Source organism: Streptomyces sp. YIM 121038 (assembly GCF_006088715.1).
Lineage (GTDB): Bacteria > Actinomycetota > Actinomycetes > Streptomycetales > Streptomycetaceae > Streptomyces.
In genome coordinates this window covers 1,437,520-1,452,164 of sequence record NZ_CP030771.1, presented here as the reverse complement: position 1 = coordinate 1,452,164, position 14,645 = coordinate 1,437,520, and the positions used below count along the sequence as shown (strand labels likewise).

At 74.9% G+C, this 14,645-nt stretch carries 9 protein-coding genes and 1 pseudogene; 2 read left to right on the top strand and 8 right to left on the bottom strand.

The window, feature by feature from the left end; genetic code table 11:
- Positions 1 to 299: 299 nt before the first annotated feature.
- Entirely contained in the window at positions 300 to 4,721 is a 4,422-nt protein-coding gene (locus C9F11_RS05585; RefSeq protein ID WP_138958197.1) for an AAA family ATPase, read from the bottom strand.
- A 34-nt stretch (positions 4,722 to 4,755) separates the two neighbouring features.
- Positions 4,756 to 5,094 (bottom strand): CU044_2847 family protein, encoded by a 339-nt coding sequence (locus C9F11_RS05580; protein ID WP_138958196.1) that lies wholly within the window; start codon positions 5,092 to 5,094, stop codon positions 4,756 to 4,758.
- Positions 5,095 to 5,242: 148 nt separating this feature from the next.
- On the opposite strand from C9F11_RS05580, the gene C9F11_RS05575 reads away from it, so the two are divergent.
- The gene (locus tag C9F11_RS05575; RefSeq protein ID WP_138958195.1) at positions 5,243 to 6,082 is read left to right on the top strand and encodes a serine peptidase; all 840 of its coding nucleotides are present in this window, start codon (positions 5,243 to 5,245) and stop codon (positions 6,080 to 6,082) included.
- A gap of 74 nt (positions 6,083 to 6,156) precedes the next feature.
- Here C9F11_RS05575 and C9F11_RS05570 read toward each other — a convergent pair whose 3' ends face one another.
- On the bottom strand, positions 6,157 to 6,597 hold the full coding sequence (locus tag C9F11_RS05570; protein ID WP_249401606.1) for a MarR family transcriptional regulator: 441 nt from the start codon (positions 6,595 to 6,597) through the stop codon (positions 6,157 to 6,159).
- A gap of 112 nt (positions 6,598 to 6,709) precedes the next feature.
- Between C9F11_RS05570 and C9F11_RS05565 the strand changes: the two genes are divergently transcribed.
- On the top strand, positions 6,710 to 8,194 hold the full coding sequence (locus C9F11_RS05565; RefSeq protein ID WP_138958194.1) for an MFS transporter: 1,485 nt from the start codon (positions 6,710 to 6,712) through the stop codon (positions 8,192 to 8,194).
- A 35-nt stretch (positions 8,195 to 8,229) separates the two neighbouring features.
- Here the strand turns inward: C9F11_RS05565 and C9F11_RS05560 are convergent, their stop codons facing one another.
- From C9F11_RS05560 to C9F11_RS05540, 5 genes and pseudogenes are all read right to left on the bottom strand, one after another.
- Positions 8,230 to 9,033: an alpha/beta fold hydrolase gene (locus tag C9F11_RS05560; protein WP_138958193.1), complete on the bottom strand. Its 804-nt coding sequence runs from the start codon at positions 9,031 to 9,033 to the stop codon at positions 8,230 to 8,232.
- A 121-nt stretch (positions 9,034 to 9,154) separates the two neighbouring features.
- A pseudogene (locus C9F11_RS05555) lies at positions 9,155 to 9,481 on the bottom strand (hypothetical protein); the annotation flags it as partial.
- Positions 9,482 to 9,498: 17 nt separating this feature from the next.
- A complete protein-coding gene (locus C9F11_RS05550; protein ID WP_138958192.1) occupies positions 9,499 to 10,515 on the bottom strand; it encodes a DUF5954 family protein in 1,017 nt (338 codons plus the stop codon).
- Between the two features lie 163 nt (positions 10,516 to 10,678).
- Positions 10,679 to 12,604 (bottom strand): protein-arginine deiminase family protein, encoded by a 1,926-nt coding sequence (locus C9F11_RS05545; RefSeq protein WP_138958191.1) that lies wholly within the window; start codon positions 12,602 to 12,604, stop codon positions 10,679 to 10,681.
- A gap of 259 nt (positions 12,605 to 12,863) precedes the next feature.
- Positions 12,864 to 14,534 (bottom strand): IS1182 family transposase, encoded by a 1,671-nt coding sequence (locus tag C9F11_RS05540; protein WP_138958190.1) that lies wholly within the window; start codon positions 14,532 to 14,534, stop codon positions 12,864 to 12,866.
- Between the last annotated feature and the right edge of the window lie 111 nt (positions 14,535 to 14,645).

Here is a 14,645-nt window from a genome sequence, read left to right as displayed (position 1 = left end):
GGTCGAGTGCATATGCCCGGCGGTGGGCGCGAACCCCGCCTCGGCGCCCGCGGTGAGCGTGACCGCGTATCTCCCGGCGGCCGAGACGCCCGGCGCTGTGCGCGGGGGGAGGGCGGCGGCCGCGCCGTCGTCATAGCGGGATTTCCGAGGCGAGCCGGATGCCGTCGGCGCGCTCGCCCGGTGCGGGAAAGCGGTGCTCGGGCACCGAGTTGAACACCTCTGGGGTCTGGGCCCGCAGAGGGCGACGGCCGGCACGGAGAGCGGGCAGGGTTGTGCGTTCGCCGCGGGCGCGCGGGGGTTCAGCGGGGCGCTTCGCGGAGCAGGAGGACGTCCCGGCCCATGCCGATCAGCAGTCCCCTGCCCGGCGCCCAGGCCAACGCCTCGCCGGGCTCGGGCAGTTCGAGCAGCGCCAGAGGGCGGCGGCCGTGCAGGTCCCAGGCGCGCACGGTGGCGTCGGCCCCCAGGGTGAACGCGGCGGGGATCCCCTGGCAGCGCCCCACCGCGACGCCGATGACGGCGGCGGTGTGCCCCGCGAGGGGCGGGCCGAGCGGGCTTCCGTCGGTGGTGTCCCAGAGGCGGATCGCGTGGTCGCTGCCGACGGTGACGGCGACAGGGCCGGCCACGGAGGGGCGCAGGGCCACGGAGTGGACGGGGCCCTCGTGGCGGATGACGTGCCGGGGGATGAGCCCTTCGGAGGTCAGGCGCCAGAGCCTGACGGTCCTGTCGTCGCCGCAGGAGACCACGGTCGCGGCGCCGTCCGCGGCCGGGGCGACGGCGACGCCGGTGACCGGCGCGTCGTGTGCGGACACGTGTCGGCCGAGCAGGCTCCGGCCCCTCAAGTCCCAGACGGCGATGCTGTGGTCGACCCCGCCGGTGACGGCGACGGGCCCGCCGTCGACGCGGCCCACGGCCAGCGCGTCGACACGGCCGGTGTGCCCGGTCAGCGGCGGCATGACCGGCTCCCCGCCCGAGGCCGTGACCCGTACGGCCCGGTCCGTGCCCACGCTGACGAGGACCGTACGCCGGGACGTCCGGGCGAACGCCACACCGGTGACGATGCCGTGGCCGGTGTCGAGGCGGCGCAGGACGCGGCCGCCGGCGAGGTCGCGCAGACAGATCTCGCTGTCGGACGCGACGGCCGTCACCCGCAGACCGCCGACGGTGCCGCAGGCCAGAGCGGTGACCAGACCGGGATGGCCGTGTTCGGGCGGGGACGTGGGGGAGTCCGGGTACCAGCTCCGGATGGTGGTGTCCTGACTGCCGGTCAGTACCACGCGCCGACCGTCCACCACGCTCGTCGTCAGGGCGGTGACGGCCCGCGCGTGGCCGCCGACGACCCGCTCATTGCCGTCGGGCAGCGTCCGCAGGGCGAGGCTCTCGGCCCGGGGCGTGACGGCGACGGCCAGGTCGCGGTGGGCGGCGGGCAGCAGGCCCACCGGCCCCGTGGCCGCGGGGAGCACGGCCGGCGGGCCCGTGACGAGGACCGGGTCGGCCCCGGGTGCGGCCCCCGTGCTGTCGAGGGCGACGTCCCAGAGGCAGGCGCGGTCGGGGCCCGCAGCGAGCACCAGCGCACGGCCCCGGCCGCACGGCGCGGCGGCCAGGTGCTCGATCCGCGCGGGGGCGCCCGGGAGCGGAGCGCCGAGCGCGGCGCGCCGCCGCAGGCTCCACAGCCGTACCGCCCCGTCGCCGTCGGCGGTGACGGCGAGCGGTCCGTGGGGATCGTCGAGCACCGCGAGGGCGCGGACCGGCGCCGTGCCGGTGGTGACGACCGGGCCGACGGGCCGCCCCTGGTGGGGGTCCCACAGCCGCAGGGTGCCGTCGGTGGCGGCGGACAGGACGAGCGCGGCCCCGTCGACCGCGACGAAGGCCACGCCGGTCACCGACCCCCGGTGTCCCCGCAGCGCGGGTCCATGGGGGCGCTGTTCCTCCAGGTCCCACAGGCGGACGGCGGCGTCGCCCGCTCCGGTCAGGCCGTAGGTCCGGGTGCCGAGCCGCCCCAGGGCGACCGCGCGCACCGGACGGGTGTGGCCCGTCAGGGGCAGGCCGAGGGACTGCCCCGTCCACAGGTCCCACAGCTGTAGCGCGGCCCCGTCCGTGCTGAGCGCCACCGGGCGCCCGGCGGACTCGCCGACGGCCAGCGCGGTGACGGTCCGCTGCGTGGTCACGACCGTGCCGGACACCGGGCGGCCCAGCCGTCCGGAGAACCAGGAGGGCGTCCACGCGGCGGGCGCGGCCCCGGGGGAGCGCATGAGGCGCCGCACGAGCCCGGTGTTCCGCGCGCGGGCCGCGTCGACGGCCATGACGGAGCGCCGCGCCGCGGGGTCCGCGTGGCGGTGCCGGTCGGCGGACATGCCGTACACGCCCGCCAGTTCGCGCGCCTCCGCGCTCGCCGCGGCGTCGAGGTGCCGGACCAGCCCCGCCGGGTCGGCGTGCGCCAGGAAGCCGGGGTCCGCGAGGAGCGTGTCGCGCAGCCCCGCGGCGGCGGCGTGCTCGATCAGGTGACGCAGGTGGTAGGGCAGCGCGAGGGCCCAGTCCACGGCGTCGGCCCCGGCGGGCCGCAGCGGTGCGAGCAGGGCCAGGTGGACGGCGCGGGCCGAGACCGGCGCCGCCTTGAGGTGGTCGACCAGCTCCTGGTGGAAGAGGCGGTACAGGGTCGTGCCGTCGGTGTCCACCGAACGCCTCAGGTAGAACGCGAGGTCGGTGAGGACCTGCGCCACGGTCGCCCGGTCCGTCCCCGCGGCGGGCGCGCCGTCCATCAGCGGCGCCAGGGCGAGGACCAGCTCGGCGGGCAGGCCAGGATGCCCGGCGTGGGACAGGGCCGTGAGCACGGGCCGGGCCCAGGCGTCGCCCAACTGCCGCAAGTGCAGGGCGAGTACGTCGGGCACGTCCCGCGGCACCTCCGCCACCACCCGGTCGACCGCGCCGGGGCTCACGGGCTCGCGGGCCGTGAGCAGGTGCTGGAGGTACAGACTCGCCAGGAGGTACGCGCCCGGCGCGCCGCCCCGTGCCGGGCCGGGGGCGCGGGCGTCGGGCACCAGGGCCCCGGCGATCCGCAGGCTGAGTTCGTCCCGAAGGCCCGCCTGGGCAGCGGTGTCGTACGCGGGATCCCGCTCCAGGTGGCGCCGGAGGTAGCGGGTCACGTCGGTGCGCAGCGCGGTGGCGGACCCGGCGTCGAGGTCGAGGACGCCGCCGTGCCGGTGGGCCTCCGCGAGCAGCGGGGCCGCCTCGGGCACGTCCCGGGTGCCCACCAGGAGGCGGCACACCGGCCGCCCGCCGCGCCGCCGCCCCCGGTCGACGCTGCGGGCGCGGGCGAGCGGGAGGAGCAACAGGGCCACGGTGTCCGGCACATGGGCCGCCTCGTCGAGGGCGTCGACCACGATCACGGCGGGCGCCCCGCCCTGCGACACCCGCCGCCGCAGCGCGCCCACGACGTCGGACGCGGTCCACGCCCCGCCCCCGGCGCCGAGCCCCAGCTGCCCCGCCAGGGAGGCGGCGAGCTCGGCGGGGCCCCGGCCGCGGGCGTGCACGGCGGCGAACGAGGTCCCGCGTCCGGGCAGTCGCAGGTCCGGCGGCAGCCGGTCGACGAGCAGCGGGCGCAGGTCCGGATGGGCGGCGCACACCAGCATGCCGAGGAGGGCCGACTTCCCCGATCCGGGGCCGCCGGTGACCACGCGCAGGAGGACGTCGTCGTCCGTGCCGCCGTCCACCCAGGGCGTGAGGAGCGTCAACTCGTCCTGGCGGCCGGTGAACAGGCACACCGACCGCTCGGCCACCCGGTGCGCGCCGAAGGCGCGCCCCAGGTAGTGCTGGGCGTCGAGCACGGGGTCGAGCTCGGCGAGGAAGCCGCGCAGGGAGTCCTCGGTGTGCAGGCGGAGGCGGGCCAGCGGCGTCGAGCGGTAGCGGGGGTTGCGGAAGAGCCGCAGGGCGGGCTCCTCACCGAGGGCGAGCGGCGTGGAGTCCAGGTGCTGCGGCCTGCCCTCCTCCGCGCGCCACAGGGCGTCGAGGGTCCTGCGTATCTCCCGCGCGATCAGCGAGACGGGGACGAACTCGACCCCGGGGTCGGCTCCCAGGCCGTCGGCGCGGATGCGCCGCAGGACCTCGGCGACGGCCTGGCTGAACCGGCCCTGGTAGGCCTTCTCGTCCGCCGCCGACGCGGCGAGCACCCAGGCCTTGCGGCGCTCGGCGCGCAGCCGCGTCCGCCACGCGACCCACTGCCAGTCCACGGCCGAACCGGCGTGGCAGACGTCGAGGAGCAGCAGCACGCAGGGCCGGTCGGGGCGGCGCTCGACCGCGCGCAGCCAGGCCTCGACGTCGAGTCCGTCGTACGGTCCGCTGTCGGTCATGGCGAGGTAGAGGCCGCCCTGGTCGTCGGTGTGGCCGTGGGTGAGCACGTGGACGACCAGGCTGCCCGCGACGGGCGTGGCGCGCAGGGCCTCGTCGAGGGCGCCCTGGGTCTCGGCGAGGGCCGGGTCGGTGAGGACGCCGTCGCCGTGCAGGCGGTGTCCGAGCGCGGACAGCGCGGCGGCGACGGCACCGCTGCGGTCGTGGGCGAAGCGCAGCGGACGGAAGCCCGATGGGGCCTCCTCGTCGGCGGGGGCGGCCGCCGGGGGCTTGAAGGCGCCCACGGAGATGACCAGGGAGCGCTCGGTGGGGTTCTGGCCGACAGGGCCCGCGTCCGGTCCGTGCGGCGGGGGCGGTGGCGGCTCGGTCGGGTCGGTCATGTCGCGCTCGGGTCGGCTGCCGGGCGGCCCGCGGTCAGACCATGGCCTCGCCGGGCGGCGCGGCCCGCCAGGTGAGGGTGACCTGGAAGTGGCTCTCTCCCACGTTGCTGGAGATCAGGGCCCCCGCTTCCGCGTTGAGCCGGACGCCGAAGGCCACTTCGACGCCGTCCGGCCGGGGCTGGATGTCCCGCAGGGGGCGCACCATCGCGTTCGCGACCTCGCGGATCTGGTCCATGGCCTGGTCCAGGCTGCCGGCGGCCTCGATGTAGCCGTGGTGGGAGCGGGCCACCGGGCGCGCGCCGTACTCCTGGTCCTCGACCTCCACGCTCGCGATCCCGCCGCTGGCCAGCGGGAACCGGACCACCTCGCGCATCGTTCTCCTTCTGGCCCAAGAGTCGGCTTCGGCCCCGGCGAATCGGGCCCGGCCACTATTGTGCAGGAAGCTCAACGGGCCGGTGGGCAAAGGAGATCGCTCGCCCACGGCGCGGTGAGGGCCGGGGCAGGGGCGACCAGGGGGTGCGGTGCGGATCGTCGGCGTACACGGTGTGGGGAACTACCAGCCGGGACGGTCCGCGAAGGACGCGTCGGCGCGGCTGACCGGGATCTGGCGGCGCCATCTGGCCCGCGGCCCGGGCGCCGCCCTCATGGCGACGGCGGACCTGACCGTCGCCTATTACGCCGACCACGTCCAGGACGAGGGCGCCCAGGGCGAGGACGCGGACCTGGACGACCTGCCGGGCGACGCGGAGGACCTGGTCCGGCTCTGGCTGGGGGAGCTGGGCCTCCCGGACGAGGACGACCAGGGCCCGGGCACCTGGCCCGTGCGGCAGGCCCTCGGCTGGCTGGCCGCGCGGCGGCGGCTGTCCCCGCAGCTCGTCGAGCGGTTCGTGGCGCGTTTCTTCGGCGAGGTGGCCGCGTATCTGCGGAGCGGTTCCCCGGCCAGGGACGACGCGCGGAACGCGGTGGCGGAGGTGATCGCCCGCGAGCGGCCCCACGTGGTCGTCGCGCATTCGCTCGGTTCCGTCGTCGCCTACGAAGCGCTGTGGGCCCGGCCCGAGCACGAAGTGGACCTCTTCCTCACGCTCGGCTCGCCCCTCGCCCTGCCGCACGCCGTCTTTCCCCGCCTCGCTCCCGCACCCACCGACGACGTCGGCGCCCGCCCGCCGTCGGTGCGCCGCTGGGTCAACATCGCCGATCTCGGGGACCTGGTCGCCCTGCCCGTACGGGGCGTCTCCCGGTACTTCCACGGGGTGGACGCCGACACCCACGAGACCATCCACGCCTTCGACTTCCACCTGGCGGCGAACTACCTGGCCAGTGCGGCGGTGGGGGAGACGCTGACCCGGTGGGACACCCCGTAGGGGCGCGGGGAACGGCGTGAGCGGTCACGCCGGGACCACGGCCGCCCGCAGGCCCTGGCCCCGGCCCGCAGACCCTAGGACGCCTCGCCCGGCCCGGCGACGAAGACGCGGCTCAGGAGGTCGTGCAGGGCGGCGCGCTCCGCGTCGTCGAGGGCGTCCAGGCCCGCGAGCGTGGTGCGCATGTTCGCGCGGATCGCGTCGATGACGCGCTCGCCCTCGGTGGTGAGGACGACGTTCTTCACGCGCCGGTCGCCGGGGCTGGGCTCGCGGCGCACCAGGTCGCGCTTCTCCAGGCGGTCGACGATCCCCGTCATGTTCGAGGCGTCGCAGGCCAGGATCCCGGCGAGGACGCGCATCGCGGCCGGGCCGCGGCGCAGCACGCTCAGGGTCTTGCCCTGGCTGGCCGTGAGGTTCTCGCGGGCGGCCGCGGCCGTGAAGTCGCCGTAGTAGGCGCCGAGGGACACCGAGAGCAGCTCCATCAGCTGGCCGGTGCCGACGCGTGGAGTTTCTGGCATGGGCCCATCTTACGCCCTAAAACTTGACCATCTCAAACAATGGCCCCTACAGTGATGCGGTTGCTTGAGGTTCTCAAGTTTCTAGGTTCTTAAGCAGTTGGGAAGAGATTCCGTGTCTCACGCACACCGCACGGGGACGTCACGCCCCTCGGGGCAGACCTCGATCGTCCTGGTCCTGGGGCTCGCCGCCATGGTCGTATCGATGATGCAGACCCTGGTCGTCCCGATCCTGTCGATCATCCAGAACGATCTCGGGGCCACCACGGCCAACGTCAGCTGGGTGACCACGGCCACGCTCCTGTCCGCCGCCGTCTTCACCCCGCTCCTCGGCCGCTTCGGCGACCAGCACGGCAAGAAGCCCACCCTCGTCGGCGTGCTCCTCGTGATGATCGCGGGCTCGGTCCTCGCCGCCACCACGACCTCGCTGACCTGGCTGATCGTCGGCCGCGTCCTCCAGGGAGCGGCCACGGCGATCTTCCCGCTGGCCCTGTCCGTACTGCGCGAGGAGATCAGGCCGGAGAAGCTGCACGGGGCGATGGCCCTGGTCAGCGGCACCCTCGCGTTCGGCAGCGGTCTCGCCCTGGTCGGCGCGGGGCTCCTCACCCAGGGGGACGACCCCGACTACCACCGGGTCTTCTGGCTCGCGGTCGTCCTCGCCGTGGTCGCCCTCGTCGGCGTGATCTTCGTCGTGCCCGCATCCCGTGCCACGACGGGCGGCAGGACCGACTGGCTGGGCGCGCTCACCCTGGCGCTGCTCCTCGTCCTGCTGCTCCTGCCGGTCTCGCAGGGCCACGAGTGGGGCTGGACGTCGGGCCGTACGCTCGGCTCCTTCGCCGGGGCGGTCGTGATGGCGGTCGTATGGGTCCTCACCGAGAACCGGGTCAAGGAGCCGATGGTGGACATGAAGATGTTCACGCACCGCCCCGTGCTCTTCACCAACCTGGCGGGCCTGCTGCTCGGCTTCGCGATGTTCGCCCAGTTCATCGGCGTCTCGTACCTCGTGCAGATGCCCGAGGACGTGGCGGGGTACGGCTTCGGCGCCTCCGTGCTCGGCGCCTCCGTCGTCTATCTGCTGCCGACCACCCTCGTCTCCCTGGTCGGCGCCCAGTTCGGCGGCGTCCTGGTGCGCCGGATCGGGGCGCGCGTCACGCTCGCCGTCGGCGCGGCCTTCGGCGTGCTCGGCTTCGCCTGGCTGACCCTGGCCCACGACACCAGTGCCTCCGTGATCGGCGCGGGCATGGTCGTCGGCCTGGCGATCAGCTTCGGCTACGCCTCCATGCCCGCGCTCATCGTCGCGAGCGTCCCGGCCCACCAGACCGGCATCGCCAACGGCATCAACTCCATCTCCCGCTCGGTGGGCAGTGCCATCGCGAGCGCGATGATCACTACCCTCCTCGCGTCGAAGACCATCGAGCTGCCCGCCGGGATGCCCGCGCTCCCCGAGGAGAGCCAGTTCACCCTGAGCTTCGCCATCGCGGGCGGGGCGTTCCTCCTGGTGGTGGCGGTCGCCCTGATCGGCCTGCGGGGAGCGCACGCGCCGCGCGCGGAGGCGCTCACGAAGGTGGCGGAGCCGGAGCCGGAGCGCGCCACGGTCTGAACCGTCCCCCGCGCCTCGCCGTGTCCTGCGCCCGCTCAGCCCTCGCCGTGTCCGGCGCCCGAGCGGGCGCCGAACATTTCGGCGACGATGCGGGCGGCGTGGTCCGCGAGGTAGAAGTGGTCACCGGGGAACACCCGGGTGAAGAAGTCGCCGCCGAGGCTCGCCTCGCGCCACGCCTCCGCGTCCTGCGTGGTCACCTCGGAGTCCTGGTCGCCCGTGAACACCCCGATCGGGCAGCGGAGCCGGGCGCCGAGGTCCGGGCGGTAGGTCTCGATGAGGCGGTAGTCGGCGCGGACCGCGGGCAGCACCATCTCGCGCAGCTCCGGCTCGTCCAGGAGGCGGGGGTCGGTGCCGCCCAGCTCCTTCATCTTCCCGACGAACTGCTCCTCGGGCAGCAGGTGCACCGTGCCGCGGCGCTTGCGGCTCGGGCCCTCGTGCCCGGAGGCGAAGAGCCGCGCCGGCGCGGGCCCCGTCCCGGCCTCCAGGCGCAGCGCGGTCTCCCAGGCGAGCGCGGCGCCCATGCTGTGCCCGAAGAGGATCAGCTCGCGGTCGGCGCGTATGCCGGTGCGCAGCACCTCCGCGACGGCGTTGGCCAGGTCGGTCATCGTGGCGATCGGCCGCTCCCCGAGCCGGTCCTGGCGGCCCGGGTACTGCAGCGCGACCAACTCCACGTGCTGGGGCATCAGCTGGGCCCACGGCGTGAAGAAGGACGCGGTCCCGCCCGCGTGCGGGAAGCACACCAGAGTGGTCCGCGCGCCGGGGCGCGGCTGCGGGCGCCGCAGCCAGCGGGCCGCGGCGTCCTCGGCGCGGGTGGTCGTCGTCCTCGGTTCCATGGTCATCAGCACTCCGTCAGGGCGGGAAGTCGGTCGGGCCGCGGTTCTCGTGGTCGCCCGCGTGACGCAACCAGAACCGGGGCGGACGCCGCAACCTCGATGTGCGCCGCACGTCGGACCGGGTTCCCTACCCGGCTCGGCCTCCGGATATCCACAGCGGTCTGTCCGGTTGCCCGGACGGCCCGGATGGTCCGGTGGGGCTGGCGGGGGCGGTGCGGAGCATGCCGCGGCGGCAGGGGTCCTCGACCTCCTCGGCACGCAGCGGGCGGTCGCCGTCGTAGAAGAAGCTCGCGGAGGTCTCCAGGAACTCCAGGCGCCGCCGCAGGACCGCGTGCTGCTGCGCGCTGTCGGGCAGCAGCGAGAGGAACGCCAGGACGGTGAAGAACCCGGTGGGGTCGGTGATCTCGTGCGGCGCGGGGGCGCGCAGCCACTGAAGGAGCCGCTCGCGCCCGGCGCGTCCGCGGCGGCGCCTCACTCGTCGTAGTGGATGGCCCCGTCCTCGTCCATCGTCGGGTGCAGCTTCATCGGGTCCGTCGTTTCCACGTCCGAGGGGCGGGCGGGCTCCGGGCCGTCGGGGCCGACGCGGACCATGCGTTCCACGCGGCAGATGCGGAAGCACTGGTCGCGGACGACCACCTCGTTGGCGCGGCCCGCCGACTTGAAGCGTTCGGCGGCGTGGGCGAACGCGGCGCGGCCGGCGTCGTCGAGGTCGTACAGGAGCGGCCAGAACTCGGTCAGGCCGTGGACGAGCAGGCGGCGGGCGTCGTGCGGGGTCGGCATCAGGGCGCCGCGCGGCCGCCAGCGTTCGCCGCGGCGCTCCGCGACCCCGAAGCTGACGGGCAGGAGGACCACCTCCGGGTAGTCCCGTACGGCCCGCCGCGCCTCCTCGCGGATCGCCGGGGGACAGTCGTCGCCCGCGTACGTGAAGCCGCGCAGCGCGAGTCGCAGCGCGCCCGCCATGACGCCGCTGTCGCGGCCGGGGGCGAGGGCGAAGCCCGCGTCGTGGGAGGGCGGTGAGGGCCGCTGGTCCCAGGAGGGGACGGTGGGTTCCGGGTCGGTGGGGCGCGGCGGTTCGAGGCCGTCGTCACCGGCGCGCGCGAACTCCTCGCCGCGCACGACGCGGTAGCGGGTGCCGAGGACGGTGACCTCGTTCACCCGCTCCCGCTCCAGGCGGGCCACGGCGGCGAGCAGGGCCCGGCGCTCGGCGCGGCCGTCCGCGTCGTCCTTCGCTCTGAACCACAGCAGGGAGTTGAGGCCGTCGCGCGCCTGCTGCGGCGTGCCGTCCATCACGTCGTTGAGGAGCCGCCAGTCCGTCTCGTCGCCCGGCTCGCGCGCGGCGAGCCCGAACACCGGCCCGCGCACCGCGAGATGGGGATAGAGGTACGAGGCGTCCAGAGCGTCGGCCTCGCTGACCCACGCGGCCGGGTCGTCGCGGCGTACCAACTCGGAGTGGAGCGCGTCGATCTGCCGCTTCCAGTCGTCAGACATGGGCGCCATTGTTCCGGGACGCGGCCCGTCCGGTCGGCGGTGTCACGCGAGAGCATGATGATTCCGTCGATCGCTTGGCAGCGGGGCGGCTGTGCCCTATAGGGGCCCTGTCGGAGACCTGTTGGAGCGTCGTGAGCAGCCACGCAGGAGCGGTGCCGTCGGGTCAGGGCGCGATCTCGCGCAGCGCGTTGGTCGCGCAGTGCACCTCGCCCAGGCTCAGATGCGCCCAGGAGAAGTTCTCCACCCAGCGCACCCACACCCCGTTGGCGGTCAGGGCGCGTGCGGCCGCGTCCCGGAACAGGTCGCGCCCGCGCACCCTCGGCCCGTGCGGGGCCGGAGCCGCGTAGTCGCGGGCGGTCAGGGACAGGCCGTTGGCGAGCGCGGGGGAGAAGGCGATGTGGCGGCGCGTCCCGCCGGGCCCGGCGTCGACCCGGGCGTACAGCACGGGGAGGCGGACGAGTTCGTCCGCGCGCAGGCCGGTCTCGCGCAGGAGCACCTTCAGCTGCCCTTCGATGTGCCGGGCCGCGTCCGCGTTGTCGCCCTCGGCGGCCTCGTACCGCAGGAACGCGTCGACGGTCGGCTTGTCCGGCGCGACCGTGTCCGCGAACAGGCGCTGCCCGCCCGCACCGGCGCGCCGCGCCTCGCGCAGCAGGCCGAGCGCGAGGCGCGGGTCGGACACGGCGAGCGTCCAGCCGCGCGCGTTGTCGGCCCGGACGACGTGCACGGTCTCGTCGGCGTGCCCGGCGACCAGCCAGGACGTGTCGAGGACGACGGGTTCCTGCTGCCGCTGGGCACGGAGCATGCGCGTGAACGACGGGTCGGGGTGGCGCCGCGCGGTCGCCCCGTACACGATCCGGCCTCGCGGATGCCCCGGGTACGGCGGCAGGGCCTCGATGTTGCCGGTGAAGTTGAGGAGTTCGTCGACGCCGGGGCCGCGCCGGGTCGTGTACTGCTGGACGACGCCGACGCCCGGGCCGCGCAGATCGCGGAAGAGCAGCCGCCCGGCCCGGCGCAGGCTCTCCCGGCGGCCGTCGGCGGACTTCCAGTGGTTGGGGGAGCGCAGCAGGACGCGCAGGGTGTGCGGGGTGCCGCCGGGCGTGGGTTTGCTGACGTAGCCGGGCTCGACGACGTCCTGGCGCCAGATGTCCCGCCACCACCGCGACGAGCCCGCCTGGAAGCGCAGTTCGCGGTCGGGCAGGCCCGCGGCGCGGGTCGCCGCGCGCAGCGAGTCGGCGAACTCCCGCCACTGCCCCGGCGGCCGCGTGTGGACCGGCACCTCGGCGGGCTGCCCGCTGTGCGGGGCGCCGGGGCCGGGCGCGGCGGCGAAGACGTGCCGGGCGCGCTGGAGGTCGTGCTGGAGCAGCACCGGCGTCATGCGCAGGGTCAGCGTGGCGTGCCGGGGCTCCGCGCCCGCCGTGGTGAGGGTGAGGTCGACGTCGCCGTCCCACCGCCGGGTGTCCCGCACGATGTCGCGCCCCTCCACGGCGAGCCGCGCACCCTGCCGCACCTCCCGTGCGGTCAGGCGCCCTGCGCTGCCGAGCGGGACGTAGCGGCCGCCCCGCTCCACGAAGATCCGTACGTACGGGCGCTGCGCCGCGGGCACGGTCACGCGGCCGCCCGCGTCCCCGTCCGCCCGGGTCGGCCGCACCCGCACGGGGGTCAAGTCCTTGAGGTCCTCGGGTCCGTTGACGACCTCGTCGGCCGCGTCGTGGCACGCGGCGAGCCGCCGGTCCACGGCCACGTCGAGGCGGTCGAGGTCGCCGGGGCGCAGCCGGCAGCGGCGCGTGTCGTCGTCGAGGTTGGGCAGCAGGGCCGTGCCCTCGGGCGCGTCGAGAGCCGGGCGGTGCGGCGTCGCGTCCCTCGCGTCCTCCGTTGCGACCCCCGCGGATCCCACGGCCCCCACGGCCCCCGCAGGCCCCGCAGATCCCACGGCCCCCGTCGTGGCCCCCGCGGCGCCCGGGCTGAGCAGCGCCGCCACGAGCACCGCGCACCCCGCCGCGCCGAACGCCGTGCCGAACCCGGCGCCGAACCCCGCCCGGCGGCGCGGGCCGTGCGGGCCGTGCGGGCCCTGCCGTTCGGCCCCCGCCACGGACGGCCCCGTACCGCCGCCCCGGGCTCCCCCTGTAGCGCAGCCGTCCATCGCGGGCCCCTTCCGTCGCCCGCCGCCGAGCGGAGGCGGGATCGCGTCACTGGTCGCCCTCCACTCTTCCGGCGCGGTCGGCCCGGTGCGTCGTGCGCCCGGGTGACGTGGGCGTGCACACTTCGGTGCAGCTCCGGGTGGAGGAGCTCCACCCATGGCGGCGGGGCCCCGCACCGAAGGGGATGCCGTTGGCGAATTCGGGGTCCTGCTACTTCGCCCCGTCGATCGTTTGGTCGGCGGGGCGAAGTCGTGCGAAGTGGCTGGTGCGGGTCCGGGCCAGGGGTGTTCCGGTGAGGTGGGCGTCGAGGCGGGCAAGGTTGATCGCGGTTGCGGTGAGCTGGTGCTGGAGGCGGGTTCTGGCGAGTCCGCGGTAGCGGCACCGGCGCAGACCGGCGGTGTGAACAGCGTGGGAGAGGGTGCCCTCGATGCCGTTGCGGGCCGCGTAGCGTTCCCGCCACTCGGGAGTGCCCTGGGCTGCACGGGCCTGTTGGATCGCCTCGTGTTCGGCCCGGGGCCGCAGGGTGATTTCCCTTCTCGCGGCTCGGGGTGAGCTCACGCACTCGGGGCGCGCGGGGCAAGTGCGGCAGTCAGCGGGTGAGAACCGGACGATGATGATGGGGGCGCCACGATCGGAGATCTTGTCCCGCCATTGGGTGGCGTTCTTGCCGTTCGGGCAGGTCACGGTCTGGCTCTGCCAGTCGATGGCGAAGGCGCTCTGGCTGTAGGGGCCGCTGGCCTGGGCAGTGGTGTTGCCGCGGATGGGGCCGGTCAGGGTGATGCCGTACTGACGATCGGCGGTGACGATGCGGGGTCCGTCGATGTAGCCAGCGTCCAGTAGATGCTCGCCGGGCAGAAGGTCCCTGGCGGCGAGGGCGTCGTGGACCAGGTTGGTGGCCGTGCTGTCCTGGACGGTAGCGTCCTGCGTCAGCACGTTCGTGATCAGGTGAGACGTGTCCGCATCGCAGGTCTCGGTCAAATGGACCTTGAAACCGTCCCACTTGATATCCCGCTTCACACTCGCGCGAGCGTCGGTGTCATAGGGGCTGACCAGGCGAAGAGCACCCGGCGGGCACTCTTTTGGGTCCCGCCATCGCACCTCGCCCTCCGTATCGAACACGTACTGCTGAACCCAGGCCCGGCGCAGGATCTGGACGGCGGGCAGCTCGCGCAGCCACACGGGCGCCCCGGCGGCGTGCACGTCGGCCAGCAGGCGCATGCCGTCCCGGCCGGTCTGCTCGGCCAACTCGGTCCGCTTGGCCTTGCCGGAGGGCAGCCAGTAGTCCTCCGGCCGGGTGGCATACCGGTCGAACCAGGCCGGATCAGCGTGGGCGGACAGCCAGTTGGGGGCCGCAGCGGCGAGTGCGTTGAGCGCAGCGCGCAGGGTCTCGATGACGAACTCCAGCCGGTTCAGCGACCGGATCGCGGCCAGTACGTGGGTGGAGTCGGTGCGGGCCCTGCCTGGCGCCTTCAGCATTCCCGCCTTCCGGGCGGACTCCAGGACGTGGTCGAAGACCTGCTGCCCCGCTTCCGCCTCGACCAGCCGGGTGCGGAACTCGCTGAGTACGGAGTAGTCGAAGCCCGGGTCGGTAAGCTCCAGGCCCAGGGCGTATTTCCAGTCGATCCGGGCCCGCACCGCCAGGGCCGCCTGCCGATCGGGCAGCCCCTCGGCGAACTGGAGTACCGACACCAGCGCGAGCCGGCCCGGGGACCAGGCCGGCTTGCCCCGGGACGGGAACAGATCCGCGAACTGCTCGTCCCGGAACAGCACCCCCAGCTCATCCCGCAACCGGATCGCCAGACTGCCCTTCGGGAACGCCGCCTGGGCCACCCGCACCGTCTCCGCGGGGATCTCCCCATCTCCGATCGGACGCATCGACATCGACACCCACCCCATACGACAACGTCGGCCTTCAAGACCACAACCAGGTCTTGAAGGCCGACGTCACGCAGAGCCCCGAATTCGCCAACGGCATCCCGAAGGGTGCAGGGC

Excerpts from the sequence above, each read along its gene's own strand:
- C9F11_RS05585 (WP_138958197.1), bottom strand. The coding sequence starts at position 4,721 with ATGACCGACCCGACCGAGCCGCCACCGCCCCCGCCGCACGGACCGGAC.
- C9F11_RS05540 (WP_138958190.1), bottom strand. The coding sequence starts at position 14,534 with ATGTCGATGCGTCCGATCGGAGATGGGGAGATCCCCGCGGAGACGGTG.
- C9F11_RS05570 (WP_249401606.1), bottom strand. The coding sequence starts at position 6,597 with ATGCCAGAAACTCCACGCGTCGGCACCGGCCAGCTGATGGAGCTGCTC.
- C9F11_RS05560 (WP_138958193.1), bottom strand. The coding sequence starts at position 9,033 with ATGACCATGGAACCGAGGACGACGACCACCCGCGCCGAGGACGCCGCG.
- C9F11_RS05550 (WP_138958192.1), bottom strand. The coding sequence starts at position 10,515 with ATGTCTGACGACTGGAAGCGGCAGATCGACGCGCTCCACTCCGAGTTG.
- C9F11_RS05580 (WP_138958196.1), bottom strand. The coding sequence starts at position 5,094 with ATGCGCGAGGTGGTCCGGTTCCCGCTGGCCAGCGGCGGGATCGCGAGC.